The sequence below is a fragment of the Xenorhabdus bovienii SS-2004 genome (assembly GCF_000027225.1).
GTDB lineage: Bacteria > Pseudomonadota > Gammaproteobacteria > Enterobacterales > Enterobacteriaceae > Xenorhabdus > Xenorhabdus bovienii_C.
Genome location: NC_013892.1, coordinates 2,966,121 through 2,987,803, shown reverse-complemented (window position 1 = coordinate 2,987,803; position 21,683 = coordinate 2,966,121). Strand labels below are relative to the sequence as shown.

At 45.4% G+C, this 21,683-nt stretch carries 18 protein-coding genes; all 18 read left to right on the top strand.

What is annotated here, in order from left to right; genetic code table 11:
• The first annotated feature begins 8 nt into the window (after window positions 1-8).
• Window positions 9-1,856 (top strand): Fe-S protein assembly chaperone HscA, encoded by a 1,848-nt coding sequence (hscA, locus tag XBJ1_RS12785; RefSeq protein WP_012989413.1) that lies wholly within the window; start codon window positions 9-11, stop codon window positions 1,854-1,856.
• Window positions 1,857-1,858: 2 nt separating this feature from the next.
• On the top strand, window positions 1,859-2,194 hold the full coding sequence (fdx, locus tag XBJ1_RS12780) for an ISC system 2Fe-2S type ferredoxin (protein ID WP_012989412.1): 336 nt from the start codon (window positions 1,859-1,861) through the stop codon (window positions 2,192-2,194).
• Window positions 2,195-2,208: 14 nt separating this feature from the next.
• Entirely contained in the window at window positions 2,209-2,403 is a 195-nt protein-coding gene (gene iscX, locus XBJ1_RS12775) for a Fe-S cluster assembly protein IscX (protein WP_012989411.1), read from the top strand.
• A 157-nt stretch (window positions 2,404-2,560) separates the two neighbouring features.
• Window positions 2,561-3,871, top strand: a complete 1,311-nt coding sequence (pepB, locus tag XBJ1_RS12770) for an aminopeptidase PepB (protein WP_012989410.1) — start codon at window positions 2,561-2,563, stop codon at window positions 3,869-3,871.
• 123 nt (window positions 3,872-3,994) lie between these two features.
• Window positions 3,995-4,426: an enhanced serine sensitivity protein SseB C-terminal domain-containing protein gene (locus XBJ1_RS12765; RefSeq protein WP_012989409.1), complete on the top strand. Its 432-nt coding sequence runs from the start codon at window positions 3,995-3,997 to the stop codon at window positions 4,424-4,426.
• Window positions 4,427-4,564: 138 nt separating this feature from the next.
• Window positions 4,565-9,625 (top strand): alpha-2-macroglobulin family protein, encoded by a 5,061-nt coding sequence (locus XBJ1_RS12760; protein ID WP_012989408.1) that lies wholly within the window; start codon window positions 4,565-4,567, stop codon window positions 9,623-9,625.
• Between the two features lie 57 nt (window positions 9,626-9,682).
• A complete protein-coding gene (gene pbpC, locus XBJ1_RS12755; RefSeq protein ID WP_012989407.1) occupies window positions 9,683-12,019 on the top strand; it encodes a peptidoglycan glycosyltransferase PbpC in 2,337 nt (778 codons plus the stop codon).
• 198 nt (window positions 12,020-12,217) lie between these two features.
• Window positions 12,218-12,754, top strand: a complete 537-nt coding sequence (locus XBJ1_RS12750; RefSeq protein ID WP_158304288.1) for a DUF2975 domain-containing protein — start codon at window positions 12,218-12,220, stop codon at window positions 12,752-12,754.
• Window positions 12,755-12,762: 8 nt separating this feature from the next.
• Window positions 12,763-12,969, top strand: a complete 207-nt coding sequence (locus XBJ1_RS12745) for a helix-turn-helix domain-containing protein (protein ID WP_012989405.1) — start codon at window positions 12,763-12,765, stop codon at window positions 12,967-12,969.
• Window positions 12,970-13,019: 50 nt separating this feature from the next.
• Window positions 13,020-13,346, top strand: coding sequence for a hypothetical protein (locus XBJ1_RS22580; RefSeq protein WP_012989404.1), 327 nt, complete (start codon window positions 13,020-13,022; stop codon window positions 13,344-13,346).
• Window positions 13,347-13,756: 410 nt separating this feature from the next.
• Window positions 13,757-14,185, top strand: coding sequence for a nucleoside-diphosphate kinase (gene ndk, locus XBJ1_RS12735; protein WP_012989403.1), 429 nt, complete (start codon window positions 13,757-13,759; stop codon window positions 14,183-14,185).
• A gap of 207 nt (window positions 14,186-14,392) precedes the next feature.
• Complete coding sequence (locus XBJ1_RS12730) at window positions 14,393-15,571, top strand: bifunctional tRNA (adenosine(37)-C2)-methyltransferase TrmG/ribosomal RNA large subunit methyltransferase RlmN (RefSeq protein WP_012989401.1); 1,179 nt, start codon at window positions 14,393-14,395, stop codon at window positions 15,569-15,571.
• 72 nt (window positions 15,572-15,643) lie between these two features.
• Window positions 15,644-16,054 carry a hypothetical protein gene (locus tag XBJ1_RS12725; protein ID WP_012989400.1) on the top strand — a complete coding sequence of 137 codons (411 nt, stop codon included), beginning with the start codon at window positions 15,644-15,646 and terminating at the stop codon, window positions 16,052-16,054.
• Window positions 16,055-16,168: 114 nt separating this feature from the next.
• Window positions 16,169-17,140 (top strand): cytoskeleton protein RodZ, encoded by a 972-nt coding sequence (gene rodZ, locus XBJ1_RS12720; protein WP_012989398.1) that lies wholly within the window; start codon window positions 16,169-16,171, stop codon window positions 17,138-17,140.
• A gap of 135 nt (window positions 17,141-17,275) precedes the next feature.
• Entirely contained in the window at window positions 17,276-18,397 is a 1,122-nt protein-coding gene (ispG, locus tag XBJ1_RS12715; protein ID WP_012989397.1) for a flavodoxin-dependent (E)-4-hydroxy-3-methylbut-2-enyl-diphosphate synthase, read from the top strand.
• Between the two features lie 120 nt (window positions 18,398-18,517).
• The gene (gene hisS, locus XBJ1_RS12710) at window positions 18,518-19,795 is read left to right on the top strand and encodes a histidine--tRNA ligase (protein ID WP_012989396.1); all 1,278 of its coding nucleotides are present in this window, start codon (window positions 18,518-18,520) and stop codon (window positions 19,793-19,795) included.
• Between the two features lie 11 nt (window positions 19,796-19,806).
• On the top strand, window positions 19,807-20,427 hold the full coding sequence (locus tag XBJ1_RS12705) for a YfgM family protein (protein ID WP_012989395.1): 621 nt from the start codon (window positions 19,807-19,809) through the stop codon (window positions 20,425-20,427).
• A gap of 14 nt (window positions 20,428-20,441) precedes the next feature.
• Window positions 20,442-21,614: an outer membrane protein assembly factor BamB gene (gene bamB, locus XBJ1_RS12700; RefSeq protein ID WP_012989394.1), complete on the top strand. Its 1,173-nt coding sequence runs from the start codon at window positions 20,442-20,444 to the stop codon at window positions 21,612-21,614.
• Window positions 21,615-21,683: the final 69 nt, after the last annotated feature.

Genomic DNA, 21,683 nt, shown 5'->3' with positions numbered 1-21,683 from the left:
GGGCACACATGGCTTTATTACAAATCAGTGAACCTGGTTTATCTGCCGAACCACATCAGCGTCGTCTGGCCGTGGGGATTGATCTTGGTACAACACACTCTCTGGTTGCGACAGTTCGCAGTGGTCAGGTAGAAACCTTGGCAGACAGTGAAAACCGTCACTTACTTCCTTCCGTTGTACAATATCGCAAAGATGAAACTCAGGTCGGCTGGCAGGCGCGTCAGCAAGCGGCATCCGATCCTGTTAATACCATTATTTCCGTCAAACGCATGATGGGACGCTCTTTGGCTGACATTCAGCAGCGTTACCCAAATTTGCCATACCAGCTTCAGGCAAGTGAAAACGGGCTGCCGTTAATCAATACTGTGGCAGGTCTGGTGGATCCTATTCAGGTTTCTTCTGAAATATTAAAATCGTTGGCACAACGGGCAGAAGAAACCTTGGATGGCAAACTTGATGGTGTTGTTATCACTGTTCCGGCCTATTTTGATGATGCGCAGCGACAGGGAACAAAGGATGCTGCGCGTTTAGCAGGTCTGCACGTCCTGCGCCTTTTAAATGAACCGACTGCCGCTGCTATTGCTTATGGTCTTGATTCTGGTCAGGAAGGTATTATTGCTGTTTACGATCTTGGTGGCGGAACATTCGACGTTTCTGTTCTCCGCCTTAGCCGTGGTGTATTTGAAGTTCTGGCAACCGGTGGTGATACCGCACTGGGCGGTGACGATTTTGACCTGTTGCTGGCGAATTGGATCCGTGAACAGGCCGGGATCAGCGATAGTGACCACGGGTTACAGCGTCAACTGTTGGATGTCGCGACGCAGGCTAAAATTGCTTTGAGTGATGCAGATACGGCTGAGATCAACATTGCAGGCTGGCAGGGCAATATTACTCGTACCGAATTTAATGAGTTGATCGTATCTCTGGTCAAACGCACATTACTGGCCTGTCGTCGAGCCCTGAAAGATGCGGGTGTCACAACGGATGAAGTTTTGCAGGTAGTGATGGTCGGCGGCTCAACGCGCGTACCATTGGTACGCAGCATGGTGGGCGAATTTTTCGACCGTGAACCACTGACCTCTATCGATCCTGACAGAGTCGTTGCTGTTGGGGCAGCGATTCAGGCTGATATTCTGGTCGGTAATAAGCCTGATAGCGAAATGTTACTGCTGGATGTTATCCCGTTATCACTCGGTCTGGAGACCATGGGTGGGCTGATCGAAAAAGTCATTCCACGCAACACCACCATTCCTGTGGCAAGAGCGCAGGAGTTTACCACATTCAAAGACGGCCAAGGTGCGATGAGTATCCATGTGGTTCAGGGAGAAAGGGAGTTAGTGAATGATTGCCGTTCACTGGCTCGTTTCACGCTGCGTGGTATTCCTCCATTACCGGCTGGTGGTGCACATATTCGCGTGACTTTTCAGGTCGATGCGGATGGTTTGCTGAGTGTCAGCGCCCTGGAAAAATCCACGGGCGTTGAAGCTTCCATTCAGGTTAAACCTTCCTATGGCCTGTCTGATGCGGAAATCGCCCGAATGCTCAGAGACTCAATGACCAATGCGCAGGAAGATATTCAGGCGCGTAAACTGGCTGAACAAAAAGTAGAAGCGGCGCGGGTGCTGGAAAGTTTAACCAGCGCACTGGAAAAAGATGCCGACTTACTGAGTCAGGAAGAACAGGCTGCCATTGATGCTGCCGTAGAAGTATTAATCGAGAGCGCACAGGGAACCTCTTCTGATGCGATTGAAAGTGCAATTAAACAATTGGACAAACAAACGCAGGAGTTTGCAGCGCGTCGCATGGACACATCAATCCGCCGGGCTTTGGCGGGTCATTCTGTGGATGAGATTTAATTATGCCTAAAATTGTATTTTTACCTCATAACGAACTTTGCCCTGAAGGTGCAGTATTGGAAGCCAAAGAAGGCGAATCGATTCTGGATGTTGCACTACGCAATGGTATCGAAATTGAACATGCCTGTGAAAAATCCTGTGCGTGTACCACTTGTCACTGCATTGTCAGAGAGGGCTTTGACTCATTAAAGGAAAGCTCTGAATTGGAAGATGATATGCTGGACAAGGCATGGGGGCTGGAGCCAGAAAGCCGTTTGAGTTGTCAGGCCAAAGTCACTGATGAGGATTTGATTGTTGAAATCCCCAAATACTCCATTAACCACGCGCGCGAGCACTGATAGGAGAATGGAAAATGAAATGGGCTGACAGTCGTGACATTGGTGAAGCACTGTATGATAAATTTCCGGATTTAGACCCCAAAACGGTGCGTTTCACCGATTTGCACCAGTGGGTTTGTGAACTGGATGGTTTTGATGACGATCCTCAGAAATCCAACGAAAAAATCCTAGAAGCTATTTTGCTGGTTTGGCTAGATGAATTTGAGTAGTCAAATGAAGTGTGAAAAAAATAGCACAAGTTCACCTATCATTGCTCAATAGCTTGGCATAACCTGCATTTAATGGAAAACTGGCAATCGCCAGTTTTTTTACATTAATAAACCCTTACTGTGAAAACAGTGAAAATAAGATAAGAAGTGAGAAAAAATGACAAAGCAAGCTATATCAAAGCAAATCATGCCGATAACACTGTCTTATGAGCCAGCTAACGCTTGCTGGGGTGAAAAAGCGCTAGTTAGTTCAAGTGAGCAAGGAATTACCATCCATTTGGAGGGTAATGGTAAATCCGGAGCAATCCAACGTGCTGGACGTAAAATTAATGGGCAGGGTATCCACAACGTCGCTTTGACAGGTGAAGGTTGGGATCTGGAAAAAAGCTGGGCATTCTGGCAAGGCTTTCGTGGTTCAAAGGGGCTGCGTACCATTGAATGGCCACAATTACCTGCGGTAGACAAAAAAGAACTGGATAATAGAATCAAATTCGTTGATTGGGTGCGAGATACCATCAACATGCCGGCAGAAGAATTAGGGCCAGAGCAACTTACTCAGCGAGCGATTGACCTACTGAATGGTGTAGCGGGTGATGCCATTAGTTATCGCATCATAAAAGGCAACGATTTACGTGAGCAAGGTTATGTTGGGGTGCATACCGTTGGCCGTGGTTCTTCCCGTGATCCGGTTTTTCTGGCGTTGGATTTCAATCCGACAAAAGAGGAAAACGCACCTGTATTTGCCTGTTTGGTAGGTAAAGGCATCACCTTTGACTCAGGGGGTTACAGCCTGAAGCCGTCTAATTCCATGGATTCCATGAAATCAGACATGGGTGGCTCTGCAACATTGACGGGCGCACTGGCATTGGCGATCAGCCGGGGTTTGGAACAGCGGGTCAAATTATTTCTGTGCATCGCGGACAATATGGTGAGCAGCAATGCCTTCAAACTGGGCGACATCATTCGTTATCGCAATGGTAAAACTGTTGAGGTGATGAACACTGATGCGGAAGGGCGTTTGGTACTGGCTGATGGCTTGATTGATGCCAGTGCGGAGAAAGCACCCCTTATCATTGATGCTGCAACTTTAACCGGTGCGGCGAAAATGGCGGTAGGTAACGATTACCACTCTGTATTCAGTTTTGATGATCAATTGGCAGCAGACTTGCTGGCAGCGGCTGATGCTGAAAATGAATTGTTCTGGCGTCTGCCATTGGCTGAATTTCATCGTAGCCAACTGCCATCCAATTTTGCTGACCTGAACAATATTGCTTCACCTTCTCACTCAGCAGGCGCAAGTACAGCAGCGGCTTTCTTGTCTCATTTTGTGGAAAACTACAAAAAAGGCTGGGTACATATCGATTGTTCAGCAACTTACCGCAAATCGGCTGTTGAACAGTGGGCGGCGGGTGCAACAGGGTATGGTGTGCGCACAATTGCTAATCTATTGCTGGCTAAAGCAAAATAAACAGCGATACCCAATAGATTTAAGATTACCTTTATTCATAGTCTCCCTTAAAAAGGGAAGACTATGATTGAACCTTTCAATAGTCTTTAACTTCAATTCAAATATCACTGTTCGGAGATTTTCATGAGCTTATCAAATGGGTCTGTTGCCACCGAAATGGAGGTTCTCAGTGGAAGTCGCATTACCCTCAGTCAGCCAGAGGAACAACCAAGCCAGCTTATTGACGCCTTGAGTGGTTTATTTAAGCAGCACAAACCTGTGCGACGGGCTTTTCTGATTATGGCTCACGACAAAAATCTGGATGAGAAACCCAATCTATTAATTGGGCTAGAATTGAGTGACGCACCGATAGACAATGATATCAATGTGCTCATTCAAGAGGCAGGGGAAGTGGCCTGTGAATACCTTACGGAAGATGAATCGGTAGATTTTTGCCTGATCAATGAAAACGAAAGGGGTATTAGCCATTACCTGATTCAGCATACTCAGCCTTTCTACCAGCGAAAATTAGGAAGCTGGCTGCGCGATACCATTCCTGTTGTTAATCGGGAATAAATGCAGGAAAAATTTTGTACTAGATGAAAGTTCAGTTATTTTTTCTGTGCTTTGGTTATGCAAAATAGGAAGTATCATAATAACTATCTATAAAAAATAATATTTCTAAATATCCGGCAAACTACAAGGGTTATTGTTATGTCTCAACGTCAATCTTGGCAATGGTCGGCAAGGAAAAAGCGATATCTCGCGGTCATGCTTGCCACGTTATTTACGCTATTCGCGCTATCTGCATGCGATCAATCCGAAAGTCCTGCGAAAGAAAATACAGAAGAACGACAGACATCATTGTCTAAGAATAGTGATACTGCCAATGGTCATGCAAAATCGGCAGCTACATCGCCTGAGAACAAACAAGCTACGGCAAAAAAACAGGAACCCCAATCGTCAGCACAGCGCTATGCGGGTAAAGACGTCACGATCCTGGATGCATCAGATCTGCAATTGGATGGTGCCAGTGCGATGGTTGTGACATTTTCCGTTCCTTTAGACTCTAATCAAGATTTTTCACAGAAAATACATCTGGTTGATGTGAAATCGGGGAAATTAGAGGGTGCATGGGAACTGTCCAATAACCAGATGGAACTTAGACTCCGTCATTTACCGCCTGACCGTGAATTGCAGCTAACCGTGGACGAAGGCGTGAAGGGTATCAATGAACGCCAATTGGCAACCGCATATGAGAAAAAATTCAAGACTGCTCCAATTACACCAACTGTTGGTTTCGCCAGCAAAGGGCTGCTTTTGCCAAGCAAAGCAGCAGAAGGCCTGCCTGTTCTGGCGCTCAATGTTGACCGTGTAGATGTAAACTTTTTCCGTATAAAAGATGAGGCCCTGCCGTCATTTATTGCTGATTGGCAATACAGCAACAACATGAATTACTGGAATTCCAAAGAGTTACTGAAAGATACTGAGTTAGTCTACACTGGCCGCTTCGACCTTAATCCTACTGCTAATACCCGTGAAAAATTACTGCTGCCATTAAGTGACATCAAAGAGCTGCAAAGAGAGGGTGTTTATCTGGCAGTCATGCAGCAGGCAGGAAAATATACCTATAGTAATCCGAGCACTCTGTTTACCCTGAGTGACATTGGCGTTTCGATGCACAGCTATCTGAATAGGGTAGACGTATTCACTCAGTCATTGGAACAAGGTTCCAGTCTGAAAGGTGTTGAAATTCGTCTGCTGGATGCAAAGGGGCAACTTCTGTCAAAAGCCACGACAGATAGTGATGGACATGCCACACTGGAAAAAAATGCTAAGGCAAAATTATTGCTGGCGATCCAGGGTAGGCTAACCAGCATGATAGACCTGACATCTCCTGCACTTGATCTGTCTGAATTTGATATCGGTGGCTCACAGGGGTATAGCAAGCAATTCTTTGTATTTGGCCCAAGGGATCTGTATCGTCCCGGAGAAATGTTGATTGTCAATGGCTTATTGCGTGATGCGGATGGCCGTCCGCTTAAGCCGCAACCCGTCAAGGTTGATGTATTGAAAGCGGATAATCAGGTCGTTCGCAGTTTTGTCTGGCAACCGGAAAATGAACTGTACCAATACCGTTACCCAATTCCCCGCGAGGCTGAAACGGGGATATGGTCACTGAGATTCGATTTAGGTGATAATACCCCGCGTTATTACAAATTCCACGTCGAAGATTTCATGCCGGAACGCATGGCGTTGGAAATTAAAAGTGCATCTAATAATCAGTCACTGCTGAAGAATGAAAGTGTTAATTTCGCTATAACAGGTCGTTACTTATATGGCGCACCTGCTGCTGATAATCGCCTACAAGGGCAACTGTTCCTGCGTCCTGCCCGTGATGCAGTGGCAAAATTACCGGGATATGAATTTGGCTCTTCAAAAGAAGAGGGGTTGAGCCGAACATTGGACGAATTTGATTTCACGCTGAATGCCGAAGGAAAGGCTAATCTTTCAGTTAGTGAGGATGAATGGAAACAGGTGACATCCCCCGTGAAAGTTATCGTTCAGGCCAGTCTGCTTGAATCCGGTGGACGTCCGGTGACGCGCCGTGCTGAACAGGCGGTGTGGCCAGCCGAAAAACTGGCTGGTATACGCCCACTTTTCAATAAAAAATCTATTTACAACTACCGAACAGGACATGATGAAAACCGCTATAACGTCGATGAAAATTCACTGGCAGAATTTGACGTGGTTTATGCGGATGCCAGCGGTAAAAAATATGCCACGAATGATTTAAGAACCCGTCTGATATATGAGCGCCGGGATTATTATTGGCGTTGGTCAGACAGTACTGGCTGGGATTCAGGGTATGACCAGAAAGATTTAGTCATGGCTGATGACACTATTCAAATTGCGGAAAATGGCACAGCCAAAGTCAGTTTCCCTGTTGAATGGGGTTCTTATCGCATTGAAGTGGTGAATCCACAAAATCAGCTCGTGACCAGCCTGAATTTCTGGGCAGGTTATTCATGGCAGGATAATACCGGAGGTACAGGCGCCATTCGTCCGGATCAGGTCAAGATGTCATTAGATAAACCCGCGTATAAATCGGGTGATAAAGTGAAGTTGCACATGGTTGCGCCACAGGAAGGTAAAGGTTACTTGCTGGTGGAATCCAGTGATGGCCCACTGTGGTGGCAGGAAATTGATGTACCGGAAAAAGGTCTGGATATTGATGTGCCAATCAATCAGGAATGGGCTCGTCATGATTTGTATCTGACCGCAGTTATCGTGCGTCCAGGGGATAAATCCCGTCAGGCCACGCCGAAACGGGCGATTGGGGTATTACACTTGCCGTTGATGGATGAAGGGCGCAAATTGAATCTGACCTTGAATGCCCCTGATAAGATGCGTCCAAATCAGGATCTCACCGTTAAAATCAAAGCGACTTCTCAGCAGGGGCAAAAACTGCCTAAACAAATTTATGTCCTGCTTTCTGCCGTAGATTCTGGCGTTCTGAGCATTACTGACTTTAAAACCCCCGACCCTTATGACGCTTTCTTTGGACGTAAGCGTTACAGTGTTGATCAGTATGATGTTTATGGCCATCTGATTGAAGCCGAAGGGCGTAAGGCGAATTTGCGTTTTGGGGGAGATGGTGATGAAAATGTACTCGATAGAGGCGGTAAAAAGCCACTGACGGAAGTAAAAATCATCGCAGAACAGGCTAAACCGATTACTCTGGATGCTAATGGGGAAGGGGAAATTACCTTACCTATTCCTGATTTCAACGGTGAGCTCAGACTGATGGCTCAGGCGTGGGGGGGGGAGGAATTTGGTCACAGTGAACGCAAAATCATCGTGGCTGCTCCTGTTATTACTCAGATGTCACTGCCTCGCTTTATGGCAGGTGGTGATCAATCCCAATTGGCGCTTGATCTCACGAATCTGACCGAACAGCCGCAGGCTATTACCGTGAATTTAGAAGCGAAAGGGCTGATCAAATTACAAGACCCGATAAGCAAAAAAATCATTCTGGAGACAGGAAAGCGAACCACCATTCAAATTCCGGTCAAGGCTGATTATGGATTTGGGCAGGGAGAAGTTTTCCTGACCATTGATGGATTGAATTTGCCTGATGAAAAGCTGAAACAGTACCAAAATAGCTGGAAAATTGGCGTTCGTCCGGCGCACCCGGCCAAAACCATTCAGTTTGCAGATGTGATTCACCAAGGGCAAAACTGGCAATTACCGCAGACAGCCACTGCTGGTCTGGTACTGGATACTCTGGAGGGGCAATTATTGCTGACCAGTCGGCCACCACTGCAAATCGCACGTTATATCCGCGAATTGTATGCTTATCCCTATGGCTGTTTGGAGCAAACAGTAAGCGGGCTTTATCCATCACTCTATTCCAATGAAGCTGAGTTGAAAAAACTGGGCATCGATACGCAAACTGATGAAAAACGTCGGTCAGCCATTGATGCAGGTATTACCCATCTGCTGAGTATGCAGCGTCATGATGGTGCTTTTTCTCTATGGAACCGTAATGGTGATGAAGAGTTTTGGTTGACCGCCTATGCGACAGATTTCCTGTTCCGCGCAACTCAACAAGGTTACAGCGTTCCTGCTGATGCTCTGAAGTCGGCGAATAGTCGCCTGCTGCGCTACTTACAGGATAAAAGTGTTATTACTGATCGTTACAGTGGTTCCCGCATCGAAACACAATTTTCTGTGCAGGCCTATGCGGGTTTGGTCTTGGCAAGTCAGCAAAAAGCGCCGTTGAGCGGTCTGAGACAGCTTTATGAACGCCATCAACAGGCAGGAAATGGTTTATCTCTGGTTCAGTTGGGTATTGCACTGAAAATGATGGGGGATAATACCCGTAGTCATGAGGCAGTTCGTTTAGGGATTAATAAGGCCCGCCAATCTGGCTATGGATTAGGTGATTATGGCAGCACAATTCGTGATAACGCATTGATTGTTTCTCTACTGACGGAGAACAAAATGTTGCAGAAAGAGCGTGATGAAAAGCTGCTCGACTTATCCAATGAATTGTCAACTCGCCATTACTTCTCGACACAGGAAAGTAATTCGCTTTATCTGGCGGGGCGTTACTTGATTGACGCTTCTGAGCAATCTTGGAAAGCAGAGATTAATCAGCAAATGCCACCCCTTCACCGTGACAGTGCATTGACTGAAACATTGACAGCGAAACAGATCCTAGAAGGCATCGATATCAGTAATCGTGGTGACAGCACATTGTATTCGCGCCTGAATGTGGTGGGATATCCATTGGCCACCCCAGAACCTTCCTCAAATGTTTTGAAAATTAAGCGTACTTACCTTGACTTAGAGGGTCACTATTTCCCTACCGAGCGTATGAGAAGTGGTGAAATGGTGGTTGTGAAACTTGAGGTTAATGCGACACAGTCAGTGCCGGATGCATTAGTTGTGGATTTACTGCCGGCTGGGTTGGAAATTGAGAATCAGAATCTGGCAAGTAGCAGTGCTAGCCTGAGCGAAAGTGCTACGGGATTGCAGGATATTGTCGAAGGCATGCAACAGGCGAATATCCGCCACATGGAATACCGCGATGATCGTTTTGTCGCTGCTGTTGCCGTCCAGCCTCACCAGACCGTGACACTGTTGTATCTTGCTCGTGCGGTTGCGCCGGGTGTCTATCAGGTGCCCGCACCACAGGTCGAATCCATGTATGTTCCTCACTGGCGTGCCGTGGGTGAAACAAACGAAAAACTGGAAGTTGTCCGCTAATCACTACCCGCCCCAATCCTTAGTGATAGGGGCTGTTCCCTTTCGGATACGGTTTTAATGAGAAGATTGTCTTCCCGCATTTATCTGATTGCGTTGGTTATTTTATTCGCACTCCTTGCGGCAGTGTGGCTGGCAGATAAAATCTGGCCGCTGCCACTGCATAATGTCAAAATGGCGCGTGTTGTGGTGGGAGAAGATGGCTCGCCACTGTGGCGTTTTGCCGACAATGAGGGGGTCTGGCGTTATCCTGTTACTTTGGAGCAGGTTTCTCCTGAATATATTCAGGCATTGCTGACCTACGAAGATCGCTGGTTTTACAAACATCCGGGCATCAATCCTGTTTCTTTGCTGAGGGCGGCATGGCAGGACATCCGTGCAGGAAAAATTGTGTCGGGGGGCAGCACAATCTCCATGCAAGTGGCTCGATTGATTGATCCACATCCGCGCACCTTCGCAGGAAAATTCAGGCAGATTTGGCGCACGTTGCAACTTGAATGGCATTATTCAAAAGATCAAATTTTGGAAATGTACCTGAACCGTGCACCATTCGGTGGTACGTTGCAGGGTGTTGGAGCAGCAAGCTGGGCGTATCTGGGCAAGCCGCCGTCAGAACTTTCGCCGGGTGAAGCGGCATTATTGGCGGTATTACCACAAGCTCCCAGTAGCTTAAGGCCAGATCGCTACCCAGAACGTGCACAGGCTGCTCGAGACAAAGTATTACAGCGACTGAAGCGATACAATGTCTGGTCAGCGGAAAACGTCGCTGATATCAAAGAAGAAAATGTATGGCTGGCGCCTCGTCAGGTTCCTCACCTTGCGCCTTTACTGGTAAGGCGAGTGGCAAATGGAAACCCGCAGGAAGTGATCCAGACAACCATTGATACAGGATTACAGCGCCAACTGGAGGATATGGTTCTCAATTGGAAATACCAACTGGCGGACAAAACATCGATTGGGGTGTTGGTTGTTGATCATACGGATATGGCAGTTAAAGCCTATATTGGTTCGGTAGACCTTCAGGATGACAGTCGTTTTGGGCATGTGGATATGATAAGCGCATGGCGTTCACCGGGCTCCACACTCAAACCTTTTTTATATGCCATGGCGCTGGATGATGGATTGATTCATGGGGAATCCTTATTGCAGGATGTTCCCCGTCGTTTTAATGATTACCGTCCGGGAAATTTTGACAGCGGCTTTAATGGGCCTGTCAGTGCCAGTGAAGCGCTGACGCGGTCGTTGAATTTGCCAGCAGTACAACTTCTCGAATCTTATGGTGCTAAACGATTCACCGCTAATTTGCGTAATGTGGGAATGGTACTGCGTTTCCCGCTTGGCAGTGAGCCGAACTTATCGCTTATTTTGGGAGGAACGGCGGCTCGGATGGATGAACTGGTATCTGTTTACAGCGCTTTCGCCCGTCAGGGGAAAGCTTCGCCGTTGCGCTTTACACCACAGCAGAAAATTCGTGACAGACAATTATTCTCAGCAGGGGCAGCTTGGATTGTCAGGAGGGTCATGGCAGGTGAAGGACGACCAAAGCCTGATGATAGCCTGTCTGCCGAAGTCCCTTTAGCGTGGAAAACAGGTACGAGTTACGGTTATCGTGATGCATGGGCGATAGGCCTGAATGCCCGTTACACCATAGGCGTGTGGGTCGGCAGGCCAGATGGCACTCCCGTAGTAGGGCAATTTGGTTATGCTACGGCGATCCCCATTATGAACCAGATCAACGGGCTGTTAATGGAAAATTTACGCTATAGCTCACAGCGTATTCCTGTTGATCCGCGACCGATAAGTGTCAGTCAGGCAACTATTTGCTGGCCGAGCGGAACAATGTTTACTAAAGAAATAATTGCTAAAGGAGGCAGTAATTGCCGTCAGCGTCGCTTAAGCTGGATTTTGGATAATACAATTCCACCAACGTTGCCTGCCGTTGGGCAAGAAGGGATTTCGGGTATTAACGAACAGATATGGATAGATAAAAATGGTTTACGTGTTGCTTCCGATTGTCCTGATGCCCGGCCTGAAACCGTAGTCTTGTGGCCGATTACGTTGGAAGCATGGCTACCGGCAAAAGAACGTCGGTCGAATCGGTTACCACCGATTAATCCCCAATGTCCCCCTCTGAAAATAGATGTGGCTCCCTTGCTCATTGTGGGAATTCGTGAAGGGGATATCCTGAAACGCATTCCGGGGAAAAATACGCTGGACTTACGGATAACAACGCAGGGTGGTAGCGGTCAGCAATGGTGGTTTTTGAATGGTGAACAAGTTTTTGTGACAAAAAACAACCAGTCGTGGGGGGAAACTTTGTCACAGCCTGGGAAATATCAACTTAGTGTTTTAGATTTGAGTGGGCAAATCAGTGCAATCAATTTTGTTTTGAAGTGATTGATGGTGTGTTTGTGACCTTGATTAAAGAAATATTCTGCTTTTAAAACATGGTCTTAACCATATCCTTTAAATCTCAACACCTTATTTTTATCGTAAAACAATAAAAAATTATTGTTTTACGATAATTTAAAGCTATAATTTGATCACGCTAAATAATGGGTCATAAACATGATGCACTCTTCAAAATTTACAAGAATGACGGCTTGCAGTTTGGTGATATCTAAATTATCTTTATTAATTATTATCATATTGATAGTAATTAATATTTATAGCTGGCTGGAGCCAAAGTTAATATTAGAGAAATATGGGTTAGGATTTTCGCTGACAAATAGAATATTATTGCATTTTAATGAGAATACTCTTAGCCCGTGGAAACTGACCAGTGGGATATTTATATCGACAATCCCATTATTGTTCTTGGGAGGGAGCCTCTGGGCTTTTCATCAGTTATTCAGCAATTATCGGAAGAGTAATTATTTTTCCAAGAATACGGTGAAATATTTGGAATATGCAGGTTGGGGGGTCATCATCTGGGCTATGTTAGATATTCTTTTTGAACCTTTATTAACTGTTTGGCTCACCATGGGAGCGCCAGCGGGTCAGCGATTTTTTTCATTGAGTCTAAGTCCTAGCCATCTTGTTGCTATTTTTATTTCGGTTTGCCTGGCTGTCATTTCGCGTATTCTTTATCAAGCATGTGATATATATGACGAAAATAAGAGCATTATATAGGAGATATTGTGGCAATTTATATCACTCTAGATGTGCTCATGGCAAAACGAAAGGTTAAATCTAAAGAATTAGCACAAGCCATTGGTATTACTGAACAAAACCTTTCTTTGCTGAAAACGGGAAAAATTAAAGGGATTCGATTCTCTACTCTTGATGCCATCTGCCAATATCTAGATTGTCAGCCTGGGGATATATTGGAATCCAAAGATGATTAATCAGTAAATCATGTCGGTAGTTCTATTAATTTAAATCGCGAGGAAAAAAGATGAAAATTTTTTTATATGCTTTGCTACTGGGGTTATTTTACATTCCTGTTTCTTTTGCAGATTCGTCAGCAAAAGGTGTTGATAATAAAATGGAGAATAAACAATCAGGTAATCAAGGAGCGTTGAGAAAATGTACACATCTATTGCCTGAAGGTCATAAGTATACCATTAGCATTATTGGTACATCAGATAAGACAACAAAAGAGGCCAATAAGCAGTTCAAAGGGGAATTTAAACTATCGAGTGGAAGTAAAAAGCCATTGGATAAGAAAAGAAATGAAGAGAGTAAACCTTTTATTCAATGCGTAACAGAGACGGTTCTGTAATCGGAACTGCATTAAAACGCTGAGTCAATGATCTTGATCAGAATGCCTATTTGGGATTTTATCGCCTGAATAGGTATTATTTTATAGAATCAATCGGGCAGGATGGTATGCATTGGCAGAAAGTAAGTGATCTCCAATATCCTGGATTGGTGTAAAAAACAGCTTAATTCGCTTTGTCTCAAAGTGTCTGTATAGTAAAAATGTGATTTATGCTAAAAAATGATAATTTTCGCTAAGAAAGCTTTAATAAAATGTTATGTTTTTTGTAGGCAAGCAGAAAGTCTCCTCCTATAATCAACGCCTATTTTTATTCCTGTCAGGTACAGGATAAATCTCGTCTCCCTGTTTTAGCAAAGGGAGAATAAAAAATTAAAATGAATCATCGCTGAAAGTGCCAAAGAGGTTATCTAATGACGATTGAACGTACTTTTTCCATTATTAAGCCTAATGCTGTGAAGAAAGATGCTATCGGTTCTATTTATGCCCGTTTTGAAAGTGCAGGGTTTAAAATCATCGCAGCCAAAATGCTGTATTTAACACGTGAGCAGGCTGAAGGTTTTTACGCTGAGCACAAAGGCCGTCCTTTCTTTGATGGTCTGGTAGAATTTATGACTTCTGGCCCAATTGTGGTACAGGTTCTGGAAGGTGAAAATGCGGTTCAGCGCCATCGTGATCTGATGGGTGCTACCAACCCGGACAATGCACTGGCCGGTACTCTGCGTGCGGACTATGCAGATAGCTTTACTGAAAATGCGGTTCACGGTTCAGACTCCATTGAATCTGCAAACCGTGAGATTGCTTATTTTTTCAGTGATGATGAAATCTTCCCCCGCCACTGATATTCAGTTACTCGTAGCATCTGAACAGTAAAGTTTGTACAATGTCGCGCCTCACTGATTTGATTTAGTGGGGTGTTTATTATTTTATCTCAATACTCAATTATCACTGTATATAGTGGTTATTGAATTGATAGTCACCGAATCAAAACTTAGTGCTGAAATTAAATCAGCACAGAGCCGAAAGTGTAACAACGAGGCGATGTAAAAATGTCCCAACTTAACGAAACCGTACAACCTTCAACCGCCGCTGTATCTGTCACTCCTGAAAAGAAAAACGGCAAGATCAATCTGCTTGATCTTAACCGTAAACAAATGCGTCAATTTTTTATCGATATGGGGGAAAAGCCTTTTCGTGCCGATCAAGTCATGAAATGGATGTACCACTATTGCTATGACGATTTTGAGCAGATGACTGATATCAATAAAGTGCTCAGAATGAAATTGCAGCAGGTGGCAGAAATCAAAGCACCTGAAGTGGCAGAAGAACAGCGTTCTGCGGATGGCACCATTAAATGGGCAATTACTGTTGGTGATCAACAGGTTGAAACGGTTTATATCCCAGAGGATGAGCGCGCGACATTATGTGTTTCATCTCAGGTCGGATGTGCTTTAGAGTGTAAATTCTGTTCCACTGCCCAGCAGGGATTTAACCGTAACCTGCGGGTTTCCGAAATTATTGGTCAAGTCTGGCGTGCCGCTAAAATTATTGGCTCGCTGAAATCCAGTGGTCGTCGCCCAATCACCAATGTCGTCATGATGGGGATGGGAGAACCATTGCTTAACTTAAACAATGTCGTGCCCGCTATGGAAATCATGATGGATGATTTCGGTTTTGGATTGTCAAAACGCCGCGTGACGTTGTCAACATCTGGTGTAGTGCCTGCTTTAGACAAATTGGGCGATATGGTTGATGTTGCACTGGCAATTTCCCTGCATGCACCTACCGATGATGTCCGTGACGAAATCGTGCCGATTAACCGCAAGTACAATATCGAAGAATTTTTGGCGGGAGTGCGTCGCTATTTGGCAAAATCTAATGCCAATCAAGGGCGGGTTACGGTGGAATATGTGATGCTTGATCACGTCAATGACAGCGTGGAACAGGCACATCAATTGGCGGAATGCCTAAAAGATACACCAAGCAAAATCAACTTGATCCCATGGAACCCGTTCCCGGGAGCACCTTATGGGCGTAGCTCCAACAGCCGGATTGACCGTTTTTCGAAAGTCCTGATGGAATATGGTTTTACGACTATTGTGCGTAAAACGCGAGGGGATGATATTGATGCCGCATGTGGGCAGCTTGCTGGTGATGTTATTGATAGAACAAAACGGACACTGAAAAAACGTCTGGCAGGTGAACCAATTCAGGTAAAACCAGTCTAATTTGTTTGTTTAATAGCGATTAATGGTTAAAAATCTGGCGAAGTTTAACATAACCTTATAAATGAAAATGGTATGATACGGAAATCAATAATTTGGTCTATAGTTTGTTTTGGCCTGATCACGGGTTGTGCGGAACGTGCCCCGCATCACGGTCATCAGATCGTTGCAATAGATACTCGATTACAGCTAGGGAAAGCCTATTTAGCGGAACGAAATTTATCGGCTGCTAAATATCATTTTCAAAAGGTTTTGCTGGCGAAACCTCGCCATCCAGAAGCGCATTTGGGTATGGCGTTGTATGAATATTATGCAGGTCAACCCAAAGCTGCCGATCAGCATTATAGAATGGCCATGCAGTATGCGGCAGGAAATGATACTGTAATACGTCATTATGCTGCTTTTCTCTGTGAACAAAAGCGGAATGAAGAGGCTAAAAAATTGGTCACGGGAAACAACACAAGCCACTACACTTGTGATAAATGATTTTCTGCGTTCGACGCAGTATGAAATGATTTCGCTGCACAAATTAAGTTGGATGTTCTATCAAATTAATTTGCGTAAATACTTTAACCTGAACAGTACCAGTGCCCTTAGCTAATGAAGACTGAAACTTACCCAGAAGAAGCCAATCTGACAACGGGTCAGATTCTGCGCCAGGCTCGTGAAAAACTTGAGCTTTCTCAGCAAACTGTGGCAGATCGTTTGTGTCTCAAACTGTCCACTGTTCGTGATATTGAAGAAGATAATACGCAGTCAAATATCGCCCTGACATTCTTACGTGGATATATTCGGGCTTATGCGAAACTTGTCCAAGTCCCTGAATCCGATATTTTAAGTACATTAAATAAACAAATGCCCGCTAAGTCTGGGAAAGTTTCCCCGATGCAAAGCTTTTCGTCAGGAAAAAAGCGGAAAAAACGTGATGGTTGGTTGATGAAAACAACGTGGGGCGTGCTCATTGTGCTGCTGGGAATGACTGGGTGGTGGTGGTGGCAGAATTACACCGCGCAGCAAAAAGACTTAGCTTCAATGACAACACAATCTGATGCTTATAACGCCCAGACGCAAGGAGATGAAAGTGACTTGGGCACTTCAACAACAGATCTAAGTCAACTACCTGACCATGCTAAAGATGATAACTCAGTTGCTGCGGCTCAAGAAGAAACCTCTTCAGTATTAGCAAATCCGGCAGCGAACAGCAATACATCATCGCCGGGCAATCAATCAGTTGTAAATTCAGTACCAGCGACAACTAATACAGCACCAAATTCTGCTGTGAATACATTATCGGCTGACGTGAATAATACCAGTGCGGTTAACAGTAATGAACTGGTGATGAATTTTAAGGCAAGATGCTGGTTACAGATTACGGATGCCAATGGTAAGACTTTGTTCATGGGCACAAAAGATAAAGGCAGTAGTCTGAAACTTTCAGGTGCCTTGCCTTATAAGCTGAAAATTGGTGCGCCTACGGCGGTTGATATCCAGTTTCAGGGAAAAACCGTGGACATGACTCGTTTTGTCAAGGTGAACCGTATTGCCCAACTGAAATTGCCAGAAAATAATTAACAATTTTGGCAAATTGGCGAACATTTATAGGCGAATATTGAATAGAAATTCAAGTTCGCCTGTGTGTATTATTCACCACAGCATAGTTGTAATTTTTATAAACAAAATACAGGGATGTAGGGGAGTAATGTAAAAATGCATAATGAATCACCGATAAAAAGACGTAAATCTACACGTATTTATGTCGGTAATGTGCCCATTGGCGATGGCGCACCTATTGCGGTGCAATCAATGACGAACACACGGACAAATGATGTAGAAGCGACGGTCAGGCAGATCAAATCGCTGGAGCGTGTAGGTGTTGATATCGTCCGTGTTTCTGTTCCAACCATGGACGCTGCGGAAGCGTTCAAATCCATCAAACAGCAGGTCAATATTCCTCTCGTTGCTGATATTCATTTCGATTACCGTATCGCATTGAAAGTCGCAGAATATGGCGTTGACTGCCTGCGTATTAACCCCGGCAATATTGGCAATGAAGAACGCATCCGTCAGGTTGTGGATTGTGCTCGTCATTACAATATCCCTATTCGTATTGGGGTTAATGGTGGGTCGCTGGAAAAGGATATACAGGAAAAGTACGGAGAACCAACACCAGAAGCCTTGGTTGAGTCGGCAATGCGGCATGTTGATATACTTGATAGCTTGAACTTTCATCAATTCAAGGTGAGCGTCAAGGCGTCAGATGTCTTTCTGGCTGTCGGTGCTTACCGTTTGCTGGCACAGAAAATCGATCAACCATTACATTTGGGTATTACCGAAGCGGGGGGCGCTCGTGCAGGTGCGGTGAAATCCTCAATTGGTCTGGGGCTTCTGTTGTCTGAAGGGATTGGTGATACATTACGTATTTCGCTGGCGGCTGATCCGGTGGAAGAAGTTAAAGTCGGTTTTGATATCCTTAAGGCATTACGTATCCGCTCAAGGGGGATCAATTTTATTGCCTGCCCGACTTGCTCCCGTCAGGAATTCGACGTCATCGGTACCGTGAATGCGCTTGAACAGCGCCTTGAGGATTTGATTACGCCGATGGATGTCTCCATTATTGGCTGTGTCGTGAATGGTCCCGGGGAAGCTGAAGTTTCAACACTCGGTGTGACTGGTGCAAAAAATAAAAGCGGTTTTTATGAAGATGGCATCCGTCAGAAAGAGCGTTTTGACAACAATAATTTAATTGATCAACTTGAAGCGAAGATCCGTGCCAAGGCCACGATCCTTGATGCAAGTAACCGGATTAACATCAATCAGCTTGATGAATAATATACCTGATACTGGCTCATGCTATCATGAGCCAGTATTGTTTCTGATTGCTGATTGAACCCCGCGAGCTTTCGCTTTTATAATCGACGCTATTGTAGAAATATTAATAAGAGATAAAACGTGGCAAAAAATATCCCAGCTATTCGTGGCATGAACGATTGCCTTCCTGCTGAAACCGCCATCTGGCAACGTGTTGAATCTACGGTTAAGCGTGTGCTGGCAGGTTATGGTTTCAGTGAAATCAGAACACCGATTGTAGAGCAGACCCCGTTATTTAAACGCGCAATTGGCGAAGTCACCGATGTGATCGAAAAAGAAATGTACACATTTGACGACCGCAATGGGGAAAGCCTGGCCCTGCGCCCAGAAAATACCGCAGGTTGTGTCCGCGCTGGTATTCAGCATGGTCTGCTGTACAATCAGGAACAGCGCTTGTGGTACATTGGGCCAATGTTCCGCTACGAACGCCCACAAAAAGGCCGCTACCGTCAATTCCATCAGTTGGGTGCTGAAGTTTTTGGCCTGCAAGGGCCGGATATTGACGCTGAAATGATTTTAATGACTGCTCGCTGGTGGCGTGAACTGGGCATCGCTGAACACGTTACACTTGAATTAAACTCCATTGGTTCACTGGACGCCCGTGCGAATTACCGTGAAGCTTTGGTGGCGTTCCTTGAACAGCATAAAGAAACGCTGGACGAAGACTGTCAGCGCCGTATGTATACCAACCCGCTGCGTGTACTGGATTCCAAAAATCCTGAAATTCAGGTTCTTCTTAATGATGCGCCGGCACTGTTTGACTATCTTGATACCGAATCAAAAGAACATTTTGATGGGGTGTGCCGGATTCTGGATAGTGCAGGTATCAAGTATCACCTCAATCAGCGTCTGGTTCGTGGCCTTGATTATTACAATCGTACTGTCTTTGAATGGGTAACTTCTGCATTGGGTGCACAGGGAACAGTCTGTGCGGGCGGTCGTTATGATGGCCTGGTTGAGCAATTGGGTGGGAAATCTACACCAGCAGTAGGCTTTGCAATGGGAATGGAACGTATGGTTCTGTTAGTTCAGGAAGTCAATCCTGAGTTCGTTGCAGATCTGGCTGTTGCGGATGTTTATCTCTCCTCCTTTGGTGAAGGTAGTCAGCAGGCGGCATTGAATCTGGCGGAGCAGATCCGTGATGAGTTGCCTGAATTACGCTTGATGACCAATCATGGTGGTGGCAACTTCAAGAAACAGTTGGGGCGTGCAGATAAGCATGGTGCCAAAGTTGCCCTGATCCTTGGAGAAGATGAAATTCGTGCAGGTAATATCACTGTGAAAGATTTACGTAATGGTGAACAAGAAACGTTGTCACAACAAGCGATTGCAGCACGTTTGAGCGAACTGTTAGGCTAAGGAGAGACTCTGTGGAAGTCTATACCACTGAAACTGAACAAATTGATGTGATAAAGCGTTTTTTTGCCAACAACGGTAAATATCTTGCTGTTGGCTTGGTGCTGGGCATTGGGGTGCTGGCTGGCTGGCATTACTGGCAGTCTCATCAGACAAACCAGTTGCAGGATACTGCAGCGACGTTTGAAAAATTGAATAAATCATTGGAATCGGGCTCGAAAGAAAGTGTTGTTGCCACAGAAAAATTCGCTAATGAAACGAATAATATCTATGGTGTCATGGCCGATATGGATCTGGCAAAGCGTGCAGTTGAGCAGAATGATTTGGCTCAGGCAGAAAAGCGCTTGTTGGCCGCCTCTGGCAAAGCCAAAGACGAGAATATGCAGGCTTTGGCCAGTATTCGTCTGGCTCGAGTTCAATTCGCAGAAGATAAAACGGATGCTGCACTGAAAACGCTGGAACAGGTCAAGGGGAAAGGTTGGTTGGTAGCTGTTGAGAACATTCGTGGTGATATTCTGACGAAAAAAGGGGATATTGCGGGTGCGCGTGCAGCCTATTCCAGGGGGCTGGAAGCTGATGGCCCACAGTCTTTGAAAAGTAGTATTCAAATTAAACTTAATAATTTATCCAGCTAAGGGAGCTAACTTTAATGCAACTGCGAAAAACACTCTTGGTTGGGCTGGTTGCTTCTATTCTGTTGGCTGGTTGTTCAAGCGAACAGGATACGCTAGCAATGTCACCGCTGCCGAAGGTTGAAAATCAATTCAATCCCCGTGTAATTTGGGATAAATCAGTCGGAAGCGGTGTTGGGCAATATTATTCTCACTTGTCACCTGTCTGGCAAGGTTCAACGGTTTATGTTGCTGATCGCACCGGTGTCGTTAAAGCACTTGAAGTAGATACGGGTAAAGAGCTGTGGGCCACAGACCTGTCGGAAAAAGCCGGTTTTCTGTCATCCCGTTTACCTGCATTGCTTTCTGGTGGTTTGACCGTGTCAGGTGAGCGCCTGTATGTCGGTACAGAACAGGCAAAAGTCATCGCACTGGATACTACTAACGGTAAAGTTGAATGGGAATCAAGCGTTGCGGGTGAAGCGTTGTCACGTCCCGTGGTGAGTGATGGCCTTGTGTTAATCCACACGGGTAACGGTTTGTTGCAGGCATTGAACGAAACCAATGGTTCCGCTGTCTGGTCAGTCAATATGGATACACCTTCATTGTCAGTCCGTGGTGAATCGGCTCCAGCCGTAGCCTATGGTGCTGCGATTGTTGGTGGTGATAATGGCCGTATTAGTGCGGTTCTGATGTCACAAGGGCAATTGATTTGGCAGCAGCGTATTGCTCAGATGACAGGTTCAACTGAAATCGGCCGCCTGAATGATGTTGATATGACTCCGGTCATTTCTAATAATATTATTTATGCCATTGCTTATAATGGCAATTTGGTGGCAATGGATATGCGTTCCGGCCAGCTTATCTGGAAACGTGATATCGGTTCTGTGAATGATATGGTTGTGACGGATGACCATATTTTCATTGTTGACCAAAACGACCGTATTCTGTCCCTGCGTAAAAATGACGGGGTAACACTGTGGACGCAAAGCGATTTATTGCACCGTAACCTGACAGCACCGGAAATGTACAATGGTTATCTGGTTGCTGGCGATTCTGAAGGTTATCTACATTGGTTGAATATGGCTGATGGCAAATTTGTGGCTCAGCATAAAGTTGATGGTTCTGGCTTGCTGAGTCGCCCGGTTGTTGCCGGAGATAAGCTGATGGTACAGGCGAAGGACGGTAAGGTTTACCTGTATACGCGCTAATTTCATCACGTGTTTTAACACAACACGAAATAACACGGCTCCTGTGCTGACAGTAACAGGAGCCGTTTC

Coding starts and splice junctions, on each gene's coding strand:
- XBJ1_RS12760 (WP_012989408.1), top strand. CDS start 4,565: ATGTCTCAACGTCAATCTTGGCAATGGTCGGCAAGGAAAAAGCGATAT.
- XBJ1_RS12725 (WP_012989400.1), top strand. CDS start 15,644: ATGATACGGAAATCAATAATTTGGTCTATAGTTTGTTTTGGCCTGATC.
- pepB (WP_012989410.1), top strand. CDS start 2,561: ATGACAAAGCAAGCTATATCAAAGCAAATCATGCCGATAACACTGTCT.
- XBJ1_RS12750 (WP_158304288.1), top strand. CDS start 12,218: ATGACGGCTTGCAGTTTGGTGATATCTAAATTATCTTTATTAATTATT.
- XBJ1_RS12730 (WP_012989401.1), top strand. CDS start 14,393: ATGTCCCAACTTAACGAAACCGTACAACCTTCAACCGCCGCTGTATCT.
- fdx (WP_012989412.1), top strand. CDS start 1,859: ATGCCTAAAATTGTATTTTTACCTCATAACGAACTTTGCCCTGAAGGT.
- iscX (WP_012989411.1), top strand. CDS start 2,209: ATGAAATGGGCTGACAGTCGTGACATTGGTGAAGCACTGTATGATAAA.
- XBJ1_RS12765 (WP_012989409.1), top strand. CDS start 3,995: ATGAGCTTATCAAATGGGTCTGTTGCCACCGAAATGGAGGTTCTCAGT.
- XBJ1_RS22580 (WP_012989404.1), top strand. CDS start 13,020: ATGAAAATTTTTTTATATGCTTTGCTACTGGGGTTATTTTACATTCCT.
- pbpC (WP_012989407.1), top strand. CDS start 9,683: ATGAGAAGATTGTCTTCCCGCATTTATCTGATTGCGTTGGTTATTTTA.
- ispG (WP_012989397.1), top strand. CDS start 17,276: ATGCATAATGAATCACCGATAAAAAGACGTAAATCTACACGTATTTAT.
- bamB (WP_012989394.1), top strand. CDS start 20,442: ATGCAACTGCGAAAAACACTCTTGGTTGGGCTGGTTGCTTCTATTCTG.
- hscA (WP_012989413.1), top strand. CDS start 9: ATGGCTTTATTACAAATCAGTGAACCTGGTTTATCTGCCGAACCACAT.
- rodZ (WP_012989398.1), top strand. CDS start 16,169: ATGAAGACTGAAACTTACCCAGAAGAAGCCAATCTGACAACGGGTCAG.
- ndk (WP_012989403.1), top strand. CDS start 13,757: ATGACGATTGAACGTACTTTTTCCATTATTAAGCCTAATGCTGTGAAG.